General features: G+C 68.7%; 16 protein-coding genes and 1 pseudogene. 10 read left to right on the top strand and 7 right to left on the bottom strand.

The annotated features are described in order from the left end of the window. The first annotated feature begins 90 nt into the window (after positions 1-90). The gene (locus OHA86_RS12920) at positions 91-1,083 is read left to right on the top strand and encodes a hypothetical protein (RefSeq protein ID WP_329175148.1); all 993 of its coding nucleotides are present in this window, start codon (positions 91-93) and stop codon (positions 1,081-1,083) included. 242 nt (positions 1,084-1,325) lie between these two features. Here the strand turns inward: OHA86_RS12920 and OHA86_RS12915 are convergent, their stop codons facing one another. From OHA86_RS12915 to OHA86_RS12905, 3 genes are all read right to left on the bottom strand, one after another. Then, positions 1,326-6,425 carry a hypothetical protein gene (locus OHA86_RS12915; protein WP_329175145.1) on the bottom strand — a complete coding sequence of 1,700 codons (5,100 nt, stop codon included), beginning with the start codon at positions 6,423-6,425 and terminating at the stop codon, positions 1,326-1,328. A gap of 735 nt (positions 6,426-7,160) precedes the next feature. Next, positions 7,161-7,553: a DNA-binding protein gene (locus OHA86_RS12910; protein ID WP_329175144.1), complete on the bottom strand. Its 393-nt coding sequence runs from the start codon at positions 7,551-7,553 to the stop codon at positions 7,161-7,163. Beyond that, positions 7,553-7,804 carry a hypothetical protein gene (locus OHA86_RS12905; protein ID WP_329175143.1) on the bottom strand — a complete coding sequence of 84 codons (252 nt, stop codon included), beginning with the start codon at positions 7,802-7,804 and terminating at the stop codon, positions 7,553-7,555. Before OHA86_RS12905 ends, OHA86_RS12910 begins: the two co-directional genes overlap by 1 nt. Before the next feature lie 419 nt (positions 7,805-8,223). Between OHA86_RS12905 and OHA86_RS12900 the strand changes: the two genes are divergently transcribed. Then, entirely contained in the window at positions 8,224-9,276 is a 1,053-nt protein-coding gene (locus OHA86_RS12900) for a L,D-transpeptidase (RefSeq protein WP_329175141.1), read from the top strand. A 108-nt stretch (positions 9,277-9,384) separates the two neighbouring features. On the opposite strand, the gene OHA86_RS12895 is transcribed toward OHA86_RS12900, so the two are convergent. From OHA86_RS12895 to OHA86_RS12880, 4 genes are all read right to left on the bottom strand, one after another. After that, positions 9,385-10,638, bottom strand: coding sequence for a hypothetical protein (locus OHA86_RS12895; protein ID WP_329182384.1), 1,254 nt, complete (start codon positions 10,636-10,638; stop codon positions 9,385-9,387). Next, on the bottom strand, positions 10,638-12,614 hold the full coding sequence (locus tag OHA86_RS12890; protein ID WP_329175139.1) for a hypothetical protein: 1,977 nt from the start codon (positions 12,612-12,614) through the stop codon (positions 10,638-10,640). The genes OHA86_RS12895 and OHA86_RS12890 overlap by 1 nt, the downstream gene beginning before the upstream one ends. Next, a complete protein-coding gene (locus OHA86_RS12885) occupies positions 12,611-13,408 on the bottom strand; it encodes a toll/interleukin-1 receptor domain-containing protein (RefSeq protein ID WP_329175137.1) in 798 nt (265 codons plus the stop codon). Before OHA86_RS12885 ends, OHA86_RS12890 begins: the two co-directional genes overlap by 4 nt. A gap of 317 nt (positions 13,409-13,725) precedes the next feature. Further along, positions 13,726-14,970, bottom strand: coding sequence for a helix-turn-helix domain-containing protein (locus OHA86_RS12880; RefSeq protein WP_443071717.1), 1,245 nt, complete (start codon positions 14,968-14,970; stop codon positions 13,726-13,728). A 199-nt stretch (positions 14,971-15,169) separates the two neighbouring features. On the opposite strand from OHA86_RS12880, the pseudogene OHA86_RS12875 reads away from it, so the two are divergent. From OHA86_RS12875 to OHA86_RS12840, 8 genes and pseudogenes are all read left to right on the top strand, one after another. Further along, a pseudogene (locus OHA86_RS12875) lies at positions 15,170-15,974 on the top strand (AAA family ATPase); the annotation flags it as partial. Between the two features lie 553 nt (positions 15,975-16,527). Beyond that, positions 16,528-16,857 carry a hypothetical protein gene (locus OHA86_RS12870; protein WP_329175133.1) on the top strand — a complete coding sequence of 110 codons (330 nt, stop codon included), beginning with the start codon at positions 16,528-16,530 and terminating at the stop codon, positions 16,855-16,857. An 82-nt stretch (positions 16,858-16,939) separates the two neighbouring features. Next, complete coding sequence (locus tag OHA86_RS12865; RefSeq protein WP_329175131.1) at positions 16,940-17,776, top strand: PhzF family phenazine biosynthesis protein; 837 nt, start codon at positions 16,940-16,942, stop codon at positions 17,774-17,776. Positions 17,777-17,788: 12 nt separating this feature from the next. After that, the gene (phzG, locus tag OHA86_RS12860) at positions 17,789-18,427 is read left to right on the top strand and encodes a phenazine biosynthesis FMN-dependent oxidase PhzG (RefSeq protein ID WP_329175130.1); all 639 of its coding nucleotides are present in this window, start codon (positions 17,789-17,791) and stop codon (positions 18,425-18,427) included. Between the two features lie 109 nt (positions 18,428-18,536). Further along, positions 18,537-19,007, top strand: a complete 471-nt coding sequence (locus tag OHA86_RS12855) for a PhzA/PhzB family protein (protein ID WP_329175129.1) — start codon at positions 18,537-18,539, stop codon at positions 19,005-19,007. Positions 19,008-19,036: 29 nt separating this feature from the next. After that, positions 19,037-20,050: a methyltransferase gene (locus OHA86_RS12850; RefSeq protein ID WP_329175127.1), complete on the top strand. Its 1,014-nt coding sequence runs from the start codon at positions 19,037-19,039 to the stop codon at positions 20,048-20,050. Positions 20,051-20,062: 12 nt separating this feature from the next. Further along, positions 20,063-21,037: a class I SAM-dependent methyltransferase gene (locus OHA86_RS12845; RefSeq protein WP_329175126.1), complete on the top strand. Its 975-nt coding sequence runs from the start codon at positions 20,063-20,065 to the stop codon at positions 21,035-21,037. 292 nt (positions 21,038-21,329) lie between these two features. Further along, positions 21,330-22,547 (top strand): IS110 family transposase, encoded by a 1,218-nt coding sequence (locus OHA86_RS12840; RefSeq protein ID WP_329175124.1) that lies wholly within the window; start codon positions 21,330-21,332, stop codon positions 22,545-22,547. The last annotated feature ends 186 nt before the right edge of the window (positions 22,548-22,733 follow it).

Genomic DNA, 22,733 nt, shown 5'->3' with positions numbered 1-22,733 from the left:
CAACGGTTCCCCCTCGTCGCCCGCCCCCGCCCTGCCTGCCTCCCTCTCCCACAACGAGTCCAGGCACTGGCCGACCTCGCGGACACCGCCGTGAAGCAGCACGACCCGGGCGTCGCGTCCACGGTCTACAACCAGGCCGCACTGCTCGCCTCCGACGTCGGCCTCCCCGACATCGCCCGCACCATCTGCACCCAGCACGCCAACCTGTACCTGCGGTCCGCACCGCTGACCCACGAGGCGGCCATACGGGCCCTCGAGCCTGTGGTCAACCTGGCGCGCCTCCAGGTCCGAGCCGGACAACCGGACACCGCACGCCAGCACCTCTCGACGCTGTTCGACTCCGTCACCCACAAGCAGCCCGCTCAGATCGAAAGCGTCGCCATACCCGCCGACCTGGTGGCTACCGACGCCGACCGCAGGGAAGTCCGCACCTGGCTGTGGACGATCCTTCTCGCTGACGGAACCCGCGCCTTGACCAGTGCCGGTCGTTGGAACGACGCCCTCGACCACATCCAGCGACACCACGGCCTCGCCCAACGCATGCTCGACGGCCGCCAGGTCGCCGTCCTCGCCGCTCTCAATGACGGCGCCACCGCCCACGCCCAGGACCTCCTGACCCACACCAAACCCGGAGAACCGTGGGAGGCCGCGGTCAGGGACAGCCTGACCGTGATGTCGCTGCGGGCCGCCGACCAAGAATGGCACCGACCTCTACAACACCTCGTGACAACGTATCTCGACCTCCCAGACGTGGAGGGCCTGACAGCATTCACCACCCGCTTCGGCCTCGCGGTGCTGGACCTGCTTGAAACCCCAGATGCCGCTGCGGCCCGACAAGTGATGGCTGACCTCCACCGAAGGGCCATGTGGGCGAACGACGGATACGCCGCAGGCGATGCCCTCTCGCATCCACAGTCGCGGAGGCTGGCCAGCGAGCAGGAGTTCAAGAACTCGCAGCGGCTGCTGAACGCCTGCGCCCTGCAATCCGGCACCTTCCCCCGAGAACTCAGGGACCGAATCAAGGACGCCTTGCGTATGAGCCAGCGCGTTATTCGAGAGAACCTCGATGAGCGCATCCCCTGAGGACGGCGCTCGTCCTTGTCCTGTGGATAATACGGGCAGGTGACAACGTCGAGGAGATCGACGGGCGTTCGCGAGCCGCTGGTCGTCTCCGACAGCGGCACCAAATTGTCCAAATCCTCCATACGGGAGGGGGCCGTGCCCCCTGGCGTCCGACGCCGAGGACGTCGCCGTAGGCCCGCTACCAGAGGTAATCTTCGAGTTCGGCCCTGTCGCAGTCGCTGCCGGGCAGGGTCTCTGCAACATCACCTGCTGTACGGCGCCAGCCCCTTGTTTCCGGCGACCACCAAGGAGTCGACGAGCATCTGCCAATCGCCCAGCTCGTCGAGTTCCTCGGCCGTTCTGCGGATCTCCTTGAGCCAGCTGTTCGAGAGCCACGACTGTTCGACCGTGACACGTCCATCTTGAATGCAGAGGTCAGAAACCCAATGCACGCCGCGGATTACCTGCACTTCCTCCGAGAGCTTCCGCAGGATGCCGATGAGCGCGTCGACGCACTTGGCCTCCCCCCGAGCTGCCGGCACCCAATCGTCGAGCGATTCTACGAGGTCCTCAGCGCGGACCCAGTCGATGGGTTCGCTAACGACCTCGTTGTACAAGCCCTGCGTCCATGGAAGAGGGTCCGGCAGCAGGGCAGCGGCAGCCCAGTCGCCCCAATGATGGTCACGGTAAGGGCTTGAGTCGTCACTCAGGTAGCCAATGGCATGGCGTAGCAACGACGGCCAGACACCTCGGGCAGCTTCAGCCATGCGCTCGTTCTCTGCACCTGTCGCGGCAAGACCGTGGAGAAAATTCGACATCAGCCCGGCATCTACGCGAAGGACGTCGAGGTGTTCGAGCACCGGGCCGGCATCACCGTCCTTCGCGAAGCCTTCGAGTAGAGCCCGTGCGGCGACCAGGCTGTGTGTCCCGCGGTCGTCCGCGGTCCAGCCCTGTTTCTCATGCGCAACCATGGCGCGTCGCTGGACGTCGAGAAAGGCGGTGAGGAGCGCGGCTGCGTTGTCGGTGCAACAGTGGCCCGTCGACGCGGCTGCCCCGAGTCCGCGAATGGCTGCATCTAGAACCGCGATGTCAACGGAGTCACCCGATAGTGCCTGGAGGCGTTCGGCAACGTCGCCGGCAATCAGGACATTCGGCCGCCGCTGACCGTGCCGGTCCCACGGACCGATTTCTGCGCCACGGGCAGTCTCAAGCAACCAGTTCAACGTGTTCCGGTGGGTGCAAGGGGCGAGGTGGCATGGGGACCTCCAGACGACATCGCATCCACGCGCCAGGTACAGCCGAGTCTCCAAGGACGCCTTGCCTGCCATCGCAAGACCAGCCTCGGCAACATCTTCGGTCGAGAAGCCAGCCGCTTCCAGCGGCGCTGTCAGTGCAGGTGTGAGAAACGCTGGCAAGGCTTGCGCCACGGCTCGATCGGCACCAAGATCGAAGAACTGATCCTCGTGACGTTGATCCTCGGCCTCCCGGAACAACAATGCGATGCCGATGACGAACTCGGTTACGAACTGCTCTTCGTTGCCCAGCGCCGCCATATCACCAGCGGCGGCTCGTTCGACCGCTGCTCTAACGACATGGGCAACGGCGTCCACAGGCCGATTCGCCATCAGGTCTTCATCGGCTTCGACCAAGGCACGTCCTGCCGTCAGGTCCGCAGCAATCTCCTCCGACGAGGGCAGCACATACTCGGTGCCATGCTTGGCCGAGCCCCAGTACCGATTCTGCAGGCGCAGGCTAGTCTGCACGACCTCCTGGTGAGCCGCGTGCGCTTCTTGTACGGCTTGCAACTCAAGCGGTGCTTCGACCTCGATGTAGACTTTATCGCCATGCTGCTTAACTCGATATTGCTCCGGGTCAAGGCTGGCAGCCCAGTTCTTCGTACGCTCCTGGCTAATGCGCAGCCGGTCGCCGTTCTCGACAAGCTTGTCGGCAACCTTCTTCAAAGCCTGGGCACGCTCCTGCCCGCCGTGCACCATCAGCCACATGGCTACCTCACGCGGTGTCCACTCGCGACGTTCAAGGTTTGCGAGCCCCTCGGTTGCTGCACGCAGCCCTACGTACTCACTCGTCCTGCGGCCAAACTCCAACTCCCATACGACAGGTTCGGCGAGAAAAAGGTCGAGCTCGGTGCCGACCTTCTCAATGTGGCGCACCAGCAGACCGAATAGCATCCCTGGAACCGCCAGGTTCTCGCAGCCCTTCAAGAGTGCCTCGACAACCACCCTCGGTGACGCACCCCGGCTCAACCACCCATCGGCAAGACGTTCCATCGCCTGGAGTGCACTCATAGCCGAGTATGGGCCCACAGACGTGCCCCGGTACCAGCTCCACACGTGTCTGTCGCCGACGTACAAGCGAGCAGTACCGTCCAGGTTCAGGACCGCACCGCGATCTTCAACCTCTCCGTTCTCTGCCTCACTTTCACCGCCCTCGTCCCCGTCATCAAAGGGGTCAGTCAACGCGTAAGGCGGACTAGGCCGCGACAGCGTCGCTACGCGTGCCCGCGCACCGCTGTTCAGAAGGCTGTTCAAAATCCGCACCGAGGTCGGCAATGGTGCTATCTGGAACAGTTGCCAGAACCCGCCGAAGTAGTAATGGAAGAACGGTGGTCCGATATTGGTCCACCGGCCCTGATGCCTCCGGACACCCTCATCCCGGTGCCAACTTGGCTCGTCGTCGATGTAGTAGGCCGCCATCAACGTCGCCAATAGCTCCGGGTCCTTCTGCGCCAAGGCTCGGGCGCTCAACGGCGAGTCCGCAGCCGGAGCCAGGAACGCTGGCGCATCTTCCGCAATGGCTCGAAGGCACCTTTCGACGGCATCATCGATGTCCGGACCGAGCAGAGCCAACGTTTCGACGAACCCCTCCTTGGTTAGGTGGTAATCCAGCTCACGTCGGCGTCGCCGACGCTGCGCCGTCCACCCAGATGGCGTGTCCCCGCTGGTCTTGCGTCGAGGGAACGAATTCCAGTAGGCAAGAAGGCGGTCCCGAAGTCGGACTCGTAGTTCGTTGCCAGCAGGAACGTCCGCCAGGGACAAAGCATGCAGCCAGTCCGCGAGCAGTTCGAACGACGCCTTTGACACGTCCCACGGCTTTTCGTCATCCAGGAGGAACTGCACAACGGGGTTCGTGACTCGACGGTCGACCAGCCCGTTGACCTTATACCGCTGCTGAACAACTCGAACCACGTCGCCGAGCACCAGGCCGACCGACTGATTCGTGCACGCTGACTTCAGGCACTGGTACGCGAATGGCGTCTCCAGAACCGCCTCCACCGGAACGTCAGTCCACCGGGGTCCGCGTGCTGCGGCGAAAGCCTCGAATCGCGAGCGCAGTTCGATGAAATTCCGGACAGGGCGAGCGTCCGGTGCTTTCAGCAGGCCCTCGCACGCAAGAGTGGCGGCCGACAGTGCCCACCGCGGTGCTCCCGCTGCCTGCAGCAACTCGATGGGGCTCTGACCACGGACAAGCAGGATGGCGGTCGCGTACCGCCGGACCTCGTCATGTGCAAAGTCCGGCTGGTTCCGATACCGGCTCGGTGGCGCGAGCAGATGATCCCGACGCAGCGCGTCGACCGCTGCGGCATCAACCCGTGCGCCAGGTCGACGGTCCTCGGGTAGCTTCATAGTCTCTGCGGCTACCGCGAGCAGCGTCTGTTCGCGTGCCTCCGCCGAGCCGACACCGGGCCGCCCATCGCCCCGTATAATCCTGCTCCACACCAGATCAAGGCACTCCCACTCACCCAGTGAGCTATCTGGCTCCGCCCCGGTCCGAGCCAGAAGGTCCAGTACAACGGGCCTTCTCAGCAGCGAGTTCACGGGAAGGTCTCGCAGGACCGTACGCAAAAGCGGAAATTGGCCTGAAACGACGGAGATGTCGTCATTGCCCAACGGCCGCATCTCAAAAGACGAAATGGACTTCGGGAACCCCAGCTCCACCTGCTCCCGCACAAAACCAAGTGCCACGTCAGATGTCACCGCAACGAGCCCAACACCCGCCGCAGCCGCTGACAGCACCAGGTCACTCAACAGGCCAGCAGACCGCTCCAGAGCAGCATCAGCCGCGTCGATGACCAGGACTCGAGAAGGCGCCGATGCCTCCGCGAGCACGTCCTCCAGCGAAACCCCGAGCGCGGCTCGCAGCTCCAAACTCGACTGCGGCATGCTGCGGAAGTTCACCACCACGCCCTGGAACCCGGCGGGGTCTGCGGCTTCCAATTCTGCAACGGCCGACAGAGTCAGCGCACTCTTACCGATGCCCGACTCGCCAAATACCAACAAAGCCGAAGCACGGGTACCGGCCTCGCGCAGGGCATCAGCGAGTCGTTCGCGGCGGTCGGCGAACGAGATCTGGACCGGCCCTCCGAACGACTCATCACCGATAGTGGCCCGCACACCGGCAACGGCCAACTTGCGTTGCTCAGCAAGCACTGACCAAGCGTGCCGACTTCGAGTTGCAGCCGAGTCCAAGACCACGTGAATGTCACGGCGGAGCACCTTGAGGTCCACCACAGCGCCAGTCGCGTCGTAGCGGGTTGCCTCGACCTCGAGACGGTCCCGGACCACCACCCCGTCGGCGGCAGCCGAGGTCACGCTGTCCAGCGACGTTGCGACCGCTGTGCGGTCGCCCTCGTCCGGGCTCTGAACCGCAAAACCGAGGATGTGCAGCCGGCCGAGCAGCCGCCACTCCAGCCGCAGGATCTCTTCCTGCGTTGTGTCGTCTTCGACGACCTTCTCCACCATCTCCAGAAAATGCTCATGCCGCTTACGCACCGGCTTGGACCAGCGGCGATCGACGTCCATGGACGCTTGGAACGACTCCGGGTCGGCATGAGCACGCGCGATGCCGCAGAGCGTTGCGAGCTGGTCCCACTGATCGCACCGACCGGCGGTCGCGACGGCGATTTGGTGAGTGTCGGCGTCGAACGTCTCGACTTCGGCGAGAAGCGACCCGACGAGCTTCACCGTGTCGCCATGGCTCTGGACGAAGTTCGGCGTTGCTCGACATGCCACCGCAAGGATGACCTCGGCTGCCGCATCGCCGCATTCGATCAGAAGATCGTCCACCGGGTGCGCCGGACCGGTTTGGAACGACACCCTCCGGACCGGCAGCTCAGATACTTCCGCCCGTCGTGCGCCAGTCAACATGCCAGCGAGATAGACAGCCGCGACGCGGTGCGCGAACGAAACACCACCACCGCCGGTCGCATAGGTACTCGATCCTCGCTCAGTTCCACCGGCTGCAGCGATGTCGCCAACGGCGGTCGCATCCTCGGGAGCAGCAGCGAGTCCAGATGCCGTCTCACCCCCGGGCTGAGCAGCATCCGGTGCAACAGACTCGTCCATATGTTCCTCGGTGGCATCGTGCTATCAGCGGCCGTACGGCTCACCGTAGCGGTGCGTCCAGAACAGTGCAGTGATATCCCATCAGTCCCAGCCCAGTCCGCACACACTCCGCAGAGCACCCGATCAGGACCGTCGCCCCCCCATCGCCACCAATCACCAAAATGCCAGGTCAGCGTCCCACGGGAACATCCCCGCAGGTCACCGCCCCGGCCCATTACTAGGAGACCAAGAAGGCCCGACGCGTCGCGCCTCCCGGCAGCGGCTCTGTGCGGGATGGGTCGCTTCTCACCCGTCGTACCGCATGACGGCGGCCTGGGTGAGGCGGGTGAGTGGGTGAGCGTGCGGGGGGATTTTCTCGCAGTTCAGCCCGCGCACGAGAACAGCGCCCAGTTGTAGTTCCAGTTGCGTCCACTGCCGTTCAGCAGGGCCCGGCCACGGCCATACGACCCTTCTACCGCAGGTCAGAATGCCCACGAACCTGCCTGGACGCCAACTAGGGCGACCAGTGCTCGCCCGACCAGTCCGCAGTCAGTCCGCAGGACGCCCGTAAACCCCCGTCGGAGGCCAACGCACGCCAACGACGGAACGCCTGGTCAAGGCCATGATCGGCGCTCCGCCGCAGGTCAGGTTCGGCCCGGATACGTTCCGCTTCAACGTGTGAGCGTGTCCATGGATACGGCCTGACCTGCGGAGAAGCGGGTCAGGCCGTTGTGCTGTCCGCACGAGTCCGCAGGCTCACACCTTGTGCACTTCCACGGTGGGGCCGCACAGGAGCGTCAGGTCCTCGGGGTCGGAGGTGAGAACGGTGCAAGGACGGGCGGCGATGCGGGCGATGACAGCGAAAGCGGCGTCGATCGCGTACTGGTGACCGTGAAGGTTGTGGGTGCGTAGGAGCGCCGCGGCCTGAACGGTGACTTCCTTGGTGATGTCGTGAACGTCGACGCGGGACAGGACCCAGGTGATGCGAGCAGGGTGAACCCGGTCGTAGTCGGCCTCAAGGGTGGTCATGGCACTGGTGGCCACGCGGACTCCCTCTTCCGATGCCGCCTGGACCAGGGCCAGGACGGCGCGGTCCTTTCGATACAGCTTGGAGAGGCCTTCGCTGTCGAGCAGGAGGGTGCCGGGCATCAGGCGGCGGCCCCGCCGGCCTGCCGGGGATCATGGCGCAGTAGCGCGCGGGCGGCCTCGACCTCCTCGCGGGTCAGCTTGTCATTGTCGGTCTCGAAATCGGCGACGATCTCCCGGAGCTTGTCCATGGCGACCCGCTGTTCCAGGGCTTCGGCGACGTAGGCGGAGAAGCCGCCAGGTCCGACGTGTGTACGTGCGGCCTCGGCCAGGTCCTCGGGGAGGCTGATCGAATATTTTTTGCTACTACTCATGGTGCCAATCCTACCGCTGGTAGCACTCTGCATTCGTGCCTCGGTGCTTGCGCCTGCTGCAGGCCGTAAGGTGTGTTCTCCATGAAGTGGGTGTGGGCGATGGCTGAGGCTTCAACGCCAGTCCGCGAACGGTCCGCACGACAGCCGTAAATCCCTGTCGGATACCCACGCACGTCAACGCCACATTGCCTGGTCAAATCCGTGATCGGCGCTCCGCCGCAGGTCAGATCAGGCCCGGATACGGTCCGCTTCAACGTGTGATCAGGCCAGCGGAGAGCGCCTGACCTGCGAAGACAGCGGTCAGGCTGTTCTCCTGTCCGCAGGAGTCCGCGGCACCCCCGGTCCGGGACGCCTCGCGGGGGCGGGGTCTTGCGCGGCCGGTGCGGAACTGAAGCGCCCCGGATGATGTCTAGGCCCGTGTGGGGCGGACGACACGAGCACAGGGGCGAGGCAGTACCGTGAAACGAGCGAACAAGATCATCAGTGTGGCCGCACTGGTGGCGGTGATAGCGGCGGGCGTGTCCGGCTGCGGTGGCGGTTCATCCTCCTCCGGGTCCCGGTCGGCGGCCCCTCCTGCCACGGCGAAGGCGGGCGCCGGCCCCGCGTCGACGCCTTCGCGGCCGACGAGCTCGACGACGCCTCAGCGGCCGAAGATGCTGCTCGACACCATCGAACCGCAGAGCGGTACGACGGTGGGGGTGGCGATGCCGATCTCCGTCACCTTCAGCAAGGCGGTGGCCGTCCCGGCGCGCGCGGACATCGAGAAGCACTTGAAACTGACCACCTCGACCCCGGTGACCGGCGCCTGGCACTGGTTCGGTTCCGAGCGGGTGGACTTCCGCCCCAAGGCGTACTGGCCCACCGGGACGAAGGTCACCCTCGACGCGGAACTCGCCGGGGTGGGCGACGGGAACGGACGCTACGGAGTCCGCTCCTACCTGCACTCCTTCACCGTCGGCCCGGACGACGAGGTGCACGTCTACGCGGACCAGCACCTGATGAAGGTGTACCGCGACGGCTCGGTGACCAAGACTTTCCCGATAGACGCCGGCAGCGCGAAGTACCCCTCGTGGACCGGGACGATGGCGGTCATGGGCAAGGCCCGTGAAGTGCTCATGGACTCGTGCAGCGTCCACATCGCCTGTAGCAAGAGCGATCCGAACTATTACCACGCCAACTATCCGTTCGCCGTGGAACTCACGAGCTCCGGAACGTACGTGCACTACTCCGACGGCGACCCCCAGCCGGGCCACAGCGCCGGCTCGCACGGCTGCGTCCACCTGTCGATGGCCAACGCGCAGTGGTTCTACGCCTTCGCCCGCCAAGGAGACCCCGTCACCATCACCGGCTCCGCCAGCCCCGCCGCCTCAGCGGACAACGGCTACGCCGACTACGACGTGACCGACTGGAGCAGCTGGATCTCCCCCAAGGCCAGCGGACTCGGCCAGCTCACCACCCCGACCACGACCTGAGGGTGTGACCGACCACCACGCCGCTGATCCGGCAGAACGCAGGTCAGAAGGGGCCCGGCCGTGCGAGGTCGGGCCCCTGGTCAGTTCCCGTACGGGGCGCCTGCCGGATCAGCTCTCGTCCTCGTCGTCCTCACTCGTCTCCCTCCAGCCCCGGTCCCGTTCGCCCGCGCCGCTCTCCGCCGCTCCCTGCGTGAACGTGCCCGCATCGGCGGCCGGGTCCGCTTCCGCGTCGGTGAACGGCGAGCCATCGGGGGCCGTGAAGCCCTGCGACCAGGTCCCCGCGGTGCTCCCCTCGCCCGAGGGCCCGCCCTCATCGGGCGTCGGGAGAAGGGTCCGCCTGATGTCCTCGGCGGCCTCGTGCAGCCCGGTCGCTTCCAGGCTCCGCACCACACGGTGCACGAGCACCGTGTACTCGTCCATGTCCGGCTTCAGGCCCACCGCCGCCAGCAACAGAAGCAGCCGATCCGTAACCCCTACTTCCTCCTCGCGGTCGAACGTCTCGTCTCCCTGGCCGTATCCGTCCCACAGCGGGCCCCCGACGGCCGCTCCGTTCGGCGCGCCCACGGGTGGGACGAGCAGATGGCGGAAGAGTTCGGGTACCTCCTCGTCGTTGGCCGCCGCCGCGATCTGGGCGAGCGGGCCGATCATGTCGACCGCCTTCTCGATCTCGTCCTCGTGGCGGGCCAGCCACCACACCACCGCGTTGCCCGCGCTCTTGAGCACGTCGTCACCGAGGTAGCGCCGCTTGTTGCGCTCGTACTGACGCTCGTACTCCCAGATCTCCTCGTCCTTGCGAAGGTCGTTCAACTTGCGCAGGCGGTCGCGGTCGGCGGAGGCGAGGGTCAGCGTCACATCGGCCGTATGGGCCTCCACGCGTCCGCTCCGGTCAGGGAGCAGGACCGCCAGTTCCCCCTCCAGGAGGTACCGCGAGAAGCTTGCCCGGCCGGGCTCCTCGTGGCGGACGACCTCCAGGGCCCGGCTGACGACCGAGGACGCGGCGAGGGCCGGGAAGGCGCCGTCGGACCGCTCGGCATAACCGGGGGCCGGCCTCCACCACACGGTGGCGGAGAAGAGGAAGTCGTAACCCTTCGTCGCGCTCGGCAGCGCCGCATCGACCACCCGCGTCTCCCGAAACGGCAGCTCCGTCGGCGCCGAGGGCGGCTCGGGTTCCCCGGGCCCGTACGGATCGGCCGACGCGCGGGCGCCGCTGAGGACCGTCATCACGAGCAGCAGGGAGCCCGAGGCCGTGACCATGGACATGAAGACCCACAGCAACGCCGACCAGTGCAGGAGGTTTCCGAGCACAGCCGGGGTGAGGCTGCACACAACGATGAACAGCAGGCTGGGAAAGCGGTGTCTCATCATGCCTCTTCCGTGGTCTGTGGGCCGTCGCCCGCCCGCTCCGTACTCTCCGTACGGGCGTACTGCGCGTGGTCGATGTACTCCCAGAAGAGAGCGGCGACGACCGCCCGGGAGGGGTGGCGCGCGACCTCCGCCCAGGCGCAGGCGATGACGTAGAGGCGGTGGAGAGCGGCCGCGCGGCCGCGGGTCGCCCCGACCATCACGCCCAGCGCCATCTCCTGCGCGCTGTCGTGCGCCACGGCGTTCAGCCAGCCGGTCACCAGCGGGTCCCACAGCTCCGTCGGCGGCTGGGAGAAAACCGTCTCCCAGCCTCGGAACAGGTCCGGCCACGGCGGCGGGTCCGGTGCCCGGTCGCTTCCCAACAGCTCGGTGAGCAGCCGGAGATGTGGCTGCGCCTCGGGTGCCTCCCGACGTGTCCGGTCCCGCAGGCGGTCGATCATCAGCCGGTAGAGCCGACGGTCACCGCCGGCGAGGTCGAGCAGCGCCTCCCGGGCCTCGTGCGCCACCTCCCTGTTGCGTACCGCGAGGTGGTGGAGCCGCACCATCGCCTGATCCGGGTGTGTGGGGCCAAGACTCTGGACGCAAGCGGCGGTCAGGACGCGGGCGAGACCGTCCGACAGGCGGCTGGACGTCGCCGCGTCGTACATTCGCTTGCGGAACCACCCTCCGAACTTCTGTTGGCTGAGACCGAGTTCGAGGGTCGCCACGGCTCGCGGGTCGCAAGTCGTCCCGGTCGCACGGTTAGCCCAGTGCACCACGAGGTCGAAGAGGTCGTCGGGCCGCCCGACGGCCAGGGACCGCTCGCCGAAGCGGACGACGATGTTCACCCGGTCGTCGGTGGTCAGACCCGGGAGGTCAGCGGTCTGACCGATCCAGTCCCTGAGGTCGTCGCGCACGCCGGGGAAGTTCGTCCAGAAGTACGTCCGTACAGCGTCGGCGTAGGCCAACTGCCCGAAGTGGAGCCGTCCCGCCGGGTCCCGCTCGATTTTGAGCGCCGCCAACCGCTTTCCGAAGTCGGTTTGGGCAAGTTCGGTCGTCGCCTCTTCCTCTTGCTTCACCGTGGCCATCAGCCCGTGCCATGCCTCGTAGACGATGTCGGCATCGACTTCCTCGAATACCGCCGCCGTCAGCAGCAGGGCCCGATCAGACGCGGCGACGACGGTAGCCATCTGTTGGCCCACCTCGCCGAGCCGATCGGTCACCGCGTGCATCGCCTGGTCGCGCCATTCCGCGAAATCGGTTCCGAACCGGCCGCTGTCACGAGCGGTTCTCACCAGCCCTGCGAGCCGCGCCAGTTCTCGCATGGGGGAGCGGTCGCACAGACGCTGAAGGTCGGCGCTCCCCAGGTCCGCGGAGCGGAAACGCATCCGGTCCATGCGGAGGTACCGGGTGACCACAGCGATGCCCCGAGGCCGCCCCAGCGTCACCGGGCGCTGTTCGAGGTCAGGCGCGTAGGCGTGCTCCATGCCCGACGGCAGGACGACGACCATATGGGCCCCCGCCTCCTGGACCTGTGACCGGCGCACGGCCAAGCGGCGCTGGGCTTCGGCGTACACCTCCTCGTCGGCTATCCCGGAGAGGTCGAGGAGGAAACGGTCTCCCTCGCCGGGGGTGAGGGGGACCTCGTCTTTGTCCGTGGCGGGAAGCTCCTCGAACCGGGCCCCCTCGTCGCCGCCCCCGTCTTCACCGAGCCCGTGCAGCAGCATGATCGCCGCTGCACGGCGGCCGCAGCCAGGCGCAGCCCTCAGCGCTACCACCGATCCGGGCTTCTCCAGGTGCTCGGCGGCGATGCGGTAACCCACCGGCGGAACGAACCGGTCGGCCAGGTGCACCCGGTCCTCTCGGGTAATCCGGAGGGTCTCGACCCCTTTGCGGATCATCCAGTCGGCGCCGACGTAGTAGACGTTCTGGTGACCCGGGCCGTTGTTCACTGGGCCGCGTGGATCGTTGACGGTGACGTGGTCCTGCTCGGTCATCGTCCGTCGTCCGAACGCCGGCCCTCGCGCTCGAAGCGCTGGTGGACCGTACCGCTGTTGTCGCCTGCCGTGAACTGGACCCCGGTGTTGTCACCCTGGAAGTGGGGCGCGTTGTACTGATGCCCCCGACCGGTGTTCACCGGCCCCTGCGGCTCGTTGAGGAAGGTGCCGGACAGGTCTCCGTTGAGGTTTCCGATGCCGCCACGCACGCGCTGCTCGACATCGCGCGTCCGCATCCTGGTGTGCCCGGCATCCTGGGCCGTCTTCTTCTTGCGGGACTTCGCCTCGGCCCGCTCCCGCGCCGCACGGGCGTCGTGATCCGGTGTGCCCAAGTCGGGCAGCAGCCTGGCGAGGGTATCGCCGAGCGCCGTCAGGTCCGACTCGGAGTTGCGGTGGTCGAACCGCTTGTACTGGCAGTCCGCCAGCTCCAGCAGATCGTCCGGGATGAGGGCACGGTCGATCCGCGTGGCCTTTCCTACGAGCACGGGGATCACCAGGATCCCGCGGTCGAGCGCGGTCCGGATCTCACGGCGGGTCCAGTCCTGCTCGGCTTCGAGGGCGGGGCGGCCGTCGGCCCCCAGCACCTCCGCCCAGCGCGGGCCGATCACGGCGAGGAGCGCCTCGCACTCCTCCACCGCCTTGACCAGTTCCACCGGGTAACGGCGTCCGGCCTCGATCGAGTTGCTGGCGAAGAAGATCCGCTCGGCGCCGAACCGCCGGGCGAGTTCCCGGGCGATCATGGTCGCGGCGGATTCCTCGTCGCCTGTGCGGTAGTTGACGAAGACGTCGGGCATGAAGGTTCCCTTCGGGAGAGGAAGTCGGGGGTGAACGGGCACAGGCGCGGGGGCTGCGGGCCGGGGCTCCGAGGCCCGGCCCGCAGCCCGGGCCGTGAGGTTCCGACCGCGTGACGGCATGGCGCGTCCGCGGGAGGGCGTACGGAGGGAGGTACGCCGCCCGGCGCGTCACTGGTCGCGGACAGCCCGAAGAAGCCGGGCGCGCGGTGCGTGGCGTCGGACGGGGATCAGAGGGTCCTGCGGGGATCGAGCGAGCCGGAGAACCGGGTGGTCGGCGAGCCGGGCGGATTGAGCCGATGCCGGTGGTGGAGCCGCTGTCAGTCGTGCGCGGGGGCGAGTACCCGTGCCAGTGCCGGTTGCAGATCGCGTACGGCCCGGCTGCTCCGGAACCGGGAGAGCTCCCGCGCGAGACGCCGTACGTCGCTGTTCACCGTCGCCGAAGGAACAGCCGGCATCACCCCCAGGAGCTCCCCGGCGATCGTGCACGCGTGCTCGACCTCTCCGGAGGCGGCGTGGGCCAAGGACCTGCGGAATCCGTACCGGGCGCGGGTGCGCAGCGCGTGGGTCGGGAGGCGGCGGTATTCACGGTCGAGGACCTCGGCGGCGGCCTTGGGGCGACCGAGGTCGTGCAGGCACCAGCCGGTCGTCATCTCCGCCGGATCGCTCACGTGGGTGGTGCCGATCACGGGCCCGGCGCCGCTGCGGGCGTCGTCGCTGTCGAGCAGCTCCCGCGCCCTGTCGAGGCTGCGGAGGCAGTCGCGTTCGTCGCCGACGAGCGCGTGCCCCTGCGCCTCCCGCTGGGCCGCGAGTCCCCGGATGCGCGGTGGGAGTTCGTCGCTCTGGGCCCGGCGGGCCAGAGTGATGGTGCTCGCGGCATCCCCGTCGTAGAGCGTGACCAGGGCGCGTCGCACGAGCGCGTAGGAACCGAGGTACGGATCGCCCCCGGCGCGCGCCAGTTCGGCGGCCTCACCGGTCCAGCCGAGTGCCGCGCCGCTGTCCCCGGCCTCCTGGGCCATCCAGCCGGTGAACTCCGCGAACCGCGACGCGAGCAGGAGCGCCGGAGTCCGGGTGGCGGACGGGGCGCCGGCGGCCAGTCCGGTGACCATACGTGTCTGCGTTTCCAGCAGGGGAAGCAGGACCTTCGGTGCGGTGGACTGGCCGAGCTTTCGCAGCTGGTCGAACTGCGCGCGGAAGGAGGGAAGGAGGGGGTCGGCGACCGGGGACGCCTGACCGTCGAGTTTCAGGCCGAAGTCGATCAGCGACCCCGTACCCGCCGCGAGGACCGCCCGGCGCCCGACGAGCCACGGGCTCGGGGCGGCAGGGGTCTCGGTGGAGTCCGAGTCGGTCTCGGGGCGGGCGGCCAGGCGCTGCAGCCCGCCGTTCGCACCGAGGAAGGCGTCGCATCGGCGGGCCAGTTCGGGGGACGCGGAACGCTCCCCCCGCTCGACCTTGCTGAGGTGCCCCTTGTCGTAGTTGAGTGCCACGGAGAACTCGGTCAGAGTCAGCCCCGCTTCCTGCCGTAGACGGCGGAGTTCCGGGCCAAAACGTGAAATTGTGCTCATCATCAACCTCCCCCTCGAACAGCGACCGTGAGAGCCGTGCGCCCTCACGGGGAACTTTCGGTCGGCGTTCACCGGCCGGCCCGAAGACCGACGGCGAACACTCGTCGTGACGGGTCTGTCGCGCTTCGCATCCGAGAGCGAGTTTGGCACGAGGTGCGCCTCAAGAATCGGGGTTCGGCGGTGTTGCCCGTTGCCTCTTCTGCTCTCCGTTGTTCTCCGCCTGCTGCGGCCGGGGCTGTCGAGGCGGCCCAATCGCTCCGGCGCCCCGTTCCTGTTCTACGCGGCGACCGGCGCGTCCTCCTGGGATGACCTTGCGCGGCTGGCCCGGGACGCCCATGCGTCGACGCTGCCGATGGCGCGGCTCGTGGCCGCCGCGCGGCCGGAGAGCTGGGACGCCGCGTTCGACGTGCTGGCCGCTGCGCTGCCCGCCGACCGGGTGAGCGTGCTGATCATCGACGAGGTCCCGTACCTGATGGATGCCGATGGCGCCTTTGAGGGGATGCTGCAGCGGGCCTGGGACCGGGCACTGGAGACCAAGCCGGTCCTGCTGGTCCTCATCGGCTCCGACCTGTCGATGATGGATGCCCTGAACAGCTGTGGACGCCCCTTCCACCAGCGCGGCCGGGAGAATGGTGCTGGGACTGCTGAACCCCGCCGAGGTGGGGCAGATGCTCGGGTTGGAGCCGGCGGAAGCCTTCGACGCCGCGCTGGTCACCGGCGGGCTGCCGCTGATCTGCGCGGAGTGGCCGCGAGGTGCGGGGCTGTGGGACTTCCTCGACGAGGCGCTGAGCGACTCCGTCTCGGCCCTGCTGGTGTCGGCCGAGCGGTCACTGGCTGCCGAATTCCCCCCGCAGGCTCAGGCGCGTACGGTGCTGGCGGCCATCGGCAGTGGCGAGCGGACCTTCACCACCATCGCCCGTGCGGCCGGCGGGATCGGGGCCACACCGCTGCAACGGGCGTTGGAGCTGCTTGCGGACAAGCGGATTGCCGCTGACGGCGCACCGGGGGGCGGAGGGCCTCGGGCGGGCGTGGCGGCCCCGATAGCCGGCGGGGTGGCCGGAAATGGGGGTGGGTGAAGTTGAAGAATGGATTAACCGTATTCGATGCAAAGCCTTCCCGGATGAGGGTTTTCGGTCAACAGAAAAAGGTAATCCTGATTCTTTCCGGCCAGCCGCGTCGCGCGAGGCGGGTTCGGCGGGAGTGGTGAGCGGGCTGGGGGCGAGGGGGATTCCAGGTGGCGGGGGGATCATGGGCGGGGCAGGGATTGTCAAGTAGGCGTGGTTTCCGCCATGTCCTGATCGCAAAGCGGAGCTATAGGTACGCCTGGACGACCCGTGCGGGCCGTCGTTAGTCTGCTCGCGAAGTCGGCGCCGGCGCCATCGCAATCGGTATCGCTGAGTCAACTGGCCGATGAATTACGGACCGCGTCACGTGCGCGGGCCGCCGCGGGGAAAGCCCCGGCCACCGCAATGTCCTCCTTCGCACGGGAAGAGGCACCGATGACTGGCGTACCCCGTATCCGCCCCTGCCTGCCGCCCGCGTCCCGGGGCCTCGGCCATGCGGGTTGACATCGCGTGGTGGGACCTGGACGGGTCCGCGGCGACCGTCGACTCCCTCCGGGAACACCTGCGGGACGGCACCGCCGACCACTGGGCCGAGGTCGAGGGGCTGCGGCTGAAGTTCTGGATGGCGGACCGCGACCGCAACCGGTGGGGCGCGGTCATGCTCTGGGAAGCCGCCAGGCCCGCCGCCATCCCGCCGAACCGCGCGGCCGAACTCATCGGCTTTCCCCCCACCCACCGTCTGAGTTTCGAGATCGAAGCCGTGGTCGAAGGCGCGTACACGGTGGAGGCTCTGCACGGGCTCGGCCCCGTGTTCGCCCCCTGAGGCGAGGTCCCACCGACCGCCGGCCGACGCGGTCGCGGGGCCGGGGGACACCCGCAGCGCCCAGCCGAACCCAGGAGATCCCATGCACGAGTACGTGGTCGTGGACGCCTTCGCACGCACGCCGCTCGCCGGCAACCCCGTGGCCGTGTTCTTCGACGCCGCCGACCTCAGCACCGACCTGATGCAGCGGATCGCCGGGGAGATGAACCTGTCGGAGGTCACCTTCGTGCTGCCCGCCGAGCACGGCGGGGACGCCAGGATCCGGATCTTCACCCCCGTCAACGAGCTGCCGTTCGCCGGCCACCCCATGCTCGGGACGGCGGTCGCGCTCAGCGAGGCGCTGAAGAAGGGGCGGCTGCGGCTGGAGACCGACATGGGCGTCATCCCGTTCGAGGTGGCCGAGGACGAGGACGGCACCGCGGCGGTGCGGATGCGGCAGCCGGTGCCGACCTGCGAACCGTACGAGTACGCCGCGGAGCTGCTGGCGGCGCTGGGCGTCGAGTCGTCCACCGTGCCGGTGGACATCTACCGCAACGGCCCCCGGCACGTCTTCGTCGGCCTGCCCAGCGTGGCAGCGCTGTCCGCGCTCGAACCCGACCACCGCGCGCTGGCCCGGCTGCCCGACATGGCCGCCAACTGCTTCGCCGGCGGCGACACCCGGTGGCGTACCCGGATGTTCTCGCCCGCCTACGGGGTCGTCGAGGACGCGGCCACCGGGTCGGCCGCCGGGCCGCTCGCCATCCACCTGGCCCGGCACGGGCTCGCCACGTACGGGCAGGAGCTGGAGATCCTCCAGGGGGTCGACATGGGCCGCCCCTCGCGCATGCTGGCCACCGCCGAGGGCTCGGCCGCCGGCGTCGACGAGGTCCGGGTCGGCGGGCACGGGGTGCTCGTCGCGCGCGGCACCATCTACGTATAGGAGAGGTCGGCAGTGGACAGCAGCAGGCTGGAAAGCCTCACCGGACAGACCGATCTCGACTTCCCCGAGTACGAGGCCCCGCCGCCGGAACCCATGGGGCTCGTCCAGCGGTGGATCGAGCAGGCCGCCGCGCACGGCGTCCGGGAGCCGCTGGCGCTCGCGCTGGCCACCGCGGACGTGCACGGCCGCCCGTCAAGCCGGACCGTCGCCGTCATCCGGGCGACCGGCCGCGGCCTGCTGTTCACCAGCCACAGCACCAGCCGCAAGGGCCGCGAACTGGCCGCCACCGGCTGGGCGTCCGGCGTGCTCTACTGGCGCGAGACGGGCCAGCAGCTCACCTTCTCCGGCCCGGTCGAGCAGTGCGCGGCGGCCGAGTCCGACGCCCTGTGGGCCGGCCGCCCGATCCCGCTGCACGCCATGTCGGCCGCCTCCCGGCAGAGCGACCCGCTGGACAGCCCGGCGGCCCTGCGCTCGGCGGCCGACCGCCTCGCGGCCACCGGTACGGCCCTGCCCCGCCCGGCCCGCTACGTCGGCTACTGGCTGGAGCCGACGGACGTCGAGTTCTGGTGCGCCGACTCCGACCGGCTGCACCGCAGGCTGCGCTACGACCGCTACGACGCCGGGTGGCGTACGCGGCGGCTCCAGCCGTGACAGGCGCGGCGCCCGGAGAGACCCGCAGGGCGCCGGAACGCACGGATTCACCGCACCTCGATTCCGGCCCCGCCGGATTACCCGACCTTCGAGACAATGCGAGGAAACGATGGCCGAATTCAGCGAGAACGTGGAATTACGCGCCCGGCACCGCGCCGTGGTCGAGGACTACCTGAGCCGGCACGGCGAGAACCGGCTGACCCGCTACCTCCTCTTCACCGAGGACGGCAGCGCCGGCCTGTACACCGGGGACCGGGAGGAGCCGATCGTGTCGCGCGGGCACGAGAAGCTGAAGGCGCACGGCGAATGGTCGCTCCAGATGTTCCCCGACTGGGTCTGGTTCAACATCGACGTGTTCGAGACCCAGGACCCGAACCGCTTCTGGGCCGAATGCGACGGCGAGGGCAGCATTCTCTACCCCTCGTATCCCCCTGGGCACTACAAGAACCACTTCATCCACTCGTTCGATCTGGCCGACGGAAAGATCGTGACGCAGCGGGAATTCATGAACCCGTTCAACCAGCTCCGGGCGCTGGGCATCGGGATTCCGGTCATCAACCGAGGCGGCATCCCCACATGAGCTGTCGCCGGTCCGCCAGGAGGTACTGAGTGAACGTCGACCTGAAAGCGGCCCAGGAGGCAGTCGAGCTGATCACCGGGGGATGGCGGGCCCAGTGCCTGCACACCGCGATCAGGATGGGCGTACCGGATCACATCGCGGCCGGGAGAACCACCGACCACGCGCTCGCGGAGGCGACCGGAGCCAGACAGGAGGGCATCCACCGCATGATGCGGCTGCTGGTCGCGATGGGCGTGTTCGAGGGCGAGGGCCAGGGCGGCTACCGCAACACGGCGGTCAGCCGCGTCCTGCTCGACCAGCCGGACTCGCTGCGGGACATGTGCCTGCTCTACGGCGAGGAGTTCTACACCGCGTGGGGACACGCGTACGAGGCGATCAGTACGGTGACCGCGGGCTTCGAAGTCGCGTACGGGGAACCGCTCTACCGCTACCTCAGCCACCACGAGGACGCGAACGGGCGGTTCCAGCGGGCGATGAAGGCCGGCAACCTGTTCTTCGACCACGTCCCCGAGGCGTTCGACTTCTCGGGCCGGACCTTCGTCGACGTCGGCGGCGGCATCGGGCAGTTGACCGCCGCGATCCTGGCCGCCGTGCCCGACGCGCACGGCACGCTGCTCGACCGCGAGCACGTGGTGCCGGTCGCGGCCGACAACCTCGCCGCCTCCGTGGGGCTGGACCGCGTCGAGCTGGTCGCCGGGGACATGTTCGAGGCGGTGCCGCAGGGCAGGGACGTCTACCTGCTGTGCCGGGTCCTCGCCGGCTGGAGCGACGACGCGGTCGTCGGGGTGTTCGAGAACTGCCGCAAGGCGATGGCCGGTTCCGCGTCGCGCCTGGTCATCCTGGACCGCGTCGTGGTGGACGAGGACTCCACGGTGCTGCCCGCCCTGTGGGACCTGCACCTGCTGATGACCAACGGCGGCCGGCACCGCACCGTCGAGAAGTTCACCGAACTGCTGGGCAGGGCCGGTCTCGACGTCGAGCGGGTCACCGAACTGCCCGCAGAGACCTCCGCGTTGATCGCGGCACCCCGCACCGCCGGCTGAAGGGGAACGCCCATGACCCACGCAGCGCACCTGGACGCGGTCGGACGGACCGCCCTGGTCACCGCCGCCATGCGGGCCGCCGAGACCGGCCGGCCCGACGCGATCCACCGGGACCCGTACGCGGCGACGCTCGCCGGTGACCTCGGACCGCGGCTGCTGGCCGAGCTGCTGGGCGCGACCGCGGCGGGAAGTCCGGCGGGGGGTTCGGCGGCGAGTTCGGCGGAGGGTTCGGCAGGACGTTCGGCGGCGCGTTCGGCAGGACGTTCGGCGGCGCGTTCGGCAGACGTCCCTGCCGGCGCCCCGGCCGGTGCGTACCGCACCGCCAGGCAGGACTACAACGCCGCCCGCACCCGCTTCTTCGACGACTACCTGCGTACCGCGGCCGACGAGCCCGACACGCGCCAGATCGTGGTCGCGGGCGCCGGCATGGACTCCCGCGCGTACCGCATGGACTGGCCCGAGGGCCTGCGCTACTTCGAGGTCGACCGGCCGCCGGTGATGGCCTACAAGAGCGCGTGCCTGGCCGGGGTGACACCGCGGGCCGACCGCCGCACCGTCGCGGTGGACCTCACGTCGCCGTCCTGGCCGGCCGTCCTGACCGGCGCCGGGTACGAACCCGACCGGCCCTCGGCCTGGCTGCTGGAGGGCCTGCTGTACTACCTGCCGGTGGCCGCCGTGCACCGCGTACTGGACCAGGTCGCCGAACTGGCCGCCCCGGGAAGCCGGATCGCGGCCGACGTCGTGAACACGGCCGCGCTGACGCTGCCCGACCAGCGGCGGCTGCTGGAGGTGTTCGCGAGCTGGGGCTGCCCGTGGCTGTTCGGCTGCGACGAGCCGGAGGAGCTGTTCGACCAGCACGGCTTCAAGGCCGACGTGGTCCAACCCGGCGAGCCCGGCGCGGAGTTCGGCGGCCGGCCCGCGCCCCCGCCGGTACGCGGACTGCCGGGCGTGCGGCGGGTGTTCCTGGTGACGGGCCGGCGTAACTGAGGTCGCGCCCGGCCGTCCACGTGCCCCCGCCCCGTTATGTTTTTCGTGGTCCTGCAACGGGATCGCTGGCCTCCGGGCCCGGCATGACTGTTGCCCCCTGTCGAAGGCATGACCTGGGGGGTGGTGTCACCGGGTCCGGGGGTGTTCGTCGGAGACGCTGATCAGAGGTCCGGCCACCGCCCGGTCCGGCGCAACGCCGGACAGTTCGCGGGCGGCAGGTCTGCATAACGTGGATGCGCGAGCACGACACCCGAGCCGAGGCCGGCATCGTCAAACCCCCTGGAAGGGCGCGATGTTCGAGATCGAAGACGTGGGCGTGTTCCTCGGCCTGGACGTCGGCAAGTCCGCCCACCACGGGCACGGGCTCACCCCGACCGGGAAGAAGGTCTTCGACAAGCCGCTGCCCAACAGCGAACCGAAGCTGCGGGCCGTGTTCGACAAGCTGACCACGAAGTTCGGCACCGTCCTGGTCATCGTGGACCAGCCCGCCTCCATCGGCGCCCTGCCCCTGGCCGTCGCCCGCGACGCCGGCTGCCAGGTGGCCTACCTGCCCGGCCTGGCCATGCGACGGATCGCCGACCTCTACCCCGGCGAGGCCAAGACCGACGCCAAGGACGCGGCCGTCATCGCCGACGCCGCGCGAACCATGCCGCACACCCTGCGCTCCCTGGAACTGACCGACGAGATCACCGCCGAGCTGACCGTGCTGACCGGCTTCGACCAGGACCTCGCCGCCGAGGCCACCCGCACCAGCAACCGGATACGCGGCCTGCTCACCCAGTTCCACCCCAGCCTGGAGCGCGTCCTGGGCCCCCGCCTGGACCACCAGGCCGTCACCTGGCTCCTGGAACGCCACGGCTCCCCGGCCGCCCTGCGCAAAGCCGGCCGCCGCAGACTCGTGGAACTGATCCGCCCGAAGGCCCCGCGCATGGCCCACAGGCTGATCGACGACGTCTTCGACGCGCTCGACGAGCAGACCGTCGTCGTCCCCGGCACCGGCACCCTCGACATCGTCGTCCCCTCCCTGGCCGCCTCCCTGGCCGCCGTGCACACCCAGCGCCGGGCGATGGAAACCCAGATCAACACCCTGCTGGAGGCCCACCCTCTTTCCCAGGTCCTGACCTCGATGCCCGGCGTCGGTGTCAGGACCGCCGCAGTCCTGCTGACCACCGTCGGCGACGGAACCAGCTTCCCCACCGCCGCCCACCTCGCCTCCTACGCAGGCCTCGCCCCCACCACCCGACAATCCGGCACCTCGATCCACGGCGAACACGCCCCCCGAGGCGGAAACCGGCAGCTCAAACGCGCCATGTTCCTATCCGCCTTCGCCTGCATGAACGCCGATCCCGCCTCCCGGACCTACTACGACAAGCAACGAGCCCGCGGAAAAACCCACACCCAAGCACTCCTCCGACTCGCCCGCCAACGCATCAGCGTCCTGTTCGCCATGCTCCGCGACGGCACCTTCTATGAGACTCGGGCACCGAAAGGCGTCGAGCTCGCCGCCTAACCCCAACAACACCGAACTACCCCAAAACCGGCAGAGATGCCTTGACGAAAGACATAGAGGCACCCCCCGCCGTCCCGGCCCCCGCCCCCCGCTGCCCCGGCCCCCGCCCCCGCCGTCCCGGCCCCCGGTCCCGCCGTCCCGGCCCCCGGTCCCGCCGTCCCGGCCCCCGGTCCCGCCGTCCCGGCC

This window comes from Streptomyces sp. NBC_01477 (assembly GCF_036227245.1).
Lineage (GTDB): Bacteria > Actinomycetota > Actinomycetes > Streptomycetales > Streptomycetaceae > Actinacidiphila.
Note: the sequence above shows the minus strand (reverse complement) of the source record. Positions and strands in the feature narration are given on the sequence as shown.

Coding starts and splice junctions, on each gene's coding strand:
- OHA86_RS12910 (WP_329175144.1), bottom strand. CDS start 7,553: ATGCCCGGCACCCTCCTGCTCGACAGCGAAGGCCTCTCCAAGCTGTAT.
- OHA86_RS12870 (WP_329175133.1), top strand. CDS start 16,528: ATGCGGGTTGACATCGCGTGGTGGGACCTGGACGGGTCCGCGGCGACC.
- OHA86_RS12865 (WP_329175131.1), top strand. CDS start 16,940: ATGCACGAGTACGTGGTCGTGGACGCCTTCGCACGCACGCCGCTCGCC.
- OHA86_RS12905 (WP_329175143.1), bottom strand. CDS start 7,804: ATGAGTAGTAGCAAAAAATATTCGATCAGCCTCCCCGAGGACCTGGCC.
- OHA86_RS12890 (WP_329175139.1), bottom strand. CDS start 12,614: ATGACCGAGCAGGACCACGTCACCGTCAACGATCCACGCGGCCCAGTG.
- OHA86_RS12885 (WP_329175137.1), bottom strand. CDS start 13,408: ATGCCCGACGTCTTCGTCAACTACCGCACAGGCGACGAGGAATCCGCC.
- OHA86_RS12880 (WP_443071717.1), bottom strand. CDS start 14,970: ATGAGCACAATTTCACGTTTTGGCCCGGAACTCCGCCGTCTACGGCAG.
- OHA86_RS12840 (WP_329175124.1), top strand. CDS start 21,330: ATGTTCGAGATCGAAGACGTGGGCGTGTTCCTCGGCCTGGACGTCGGC.
- OHA86_RS12845 (WP_329175126.1), top strand. CDS start 20,063: ATGACCCACGCAGCGCACCTGGACGCGGTCGGACGGACCGCCCTGGTC.
- OHA86_RS12855 (WP_329175129.1), top strand. CDS start 18,537: ATGGCCGAATTCAGCGAGAACGTGGAATTACGCGCCCGGCACCGCGCC.
- OHA86_RS12895 (WP_329182384.1), bottom strand. CDS start 10,638: ATGAGACACCGCTTTCCCAGCCTGCTGTTCATCGTTGTGTGCAGCCTC.
- OHA86_RS12915 (WP_329175145.1), bottom strand. CDS start 6,425: ATGGACGAGTCTGTTGCACCGGATGCTGCTCAGCCCGGGGGTGAGACG.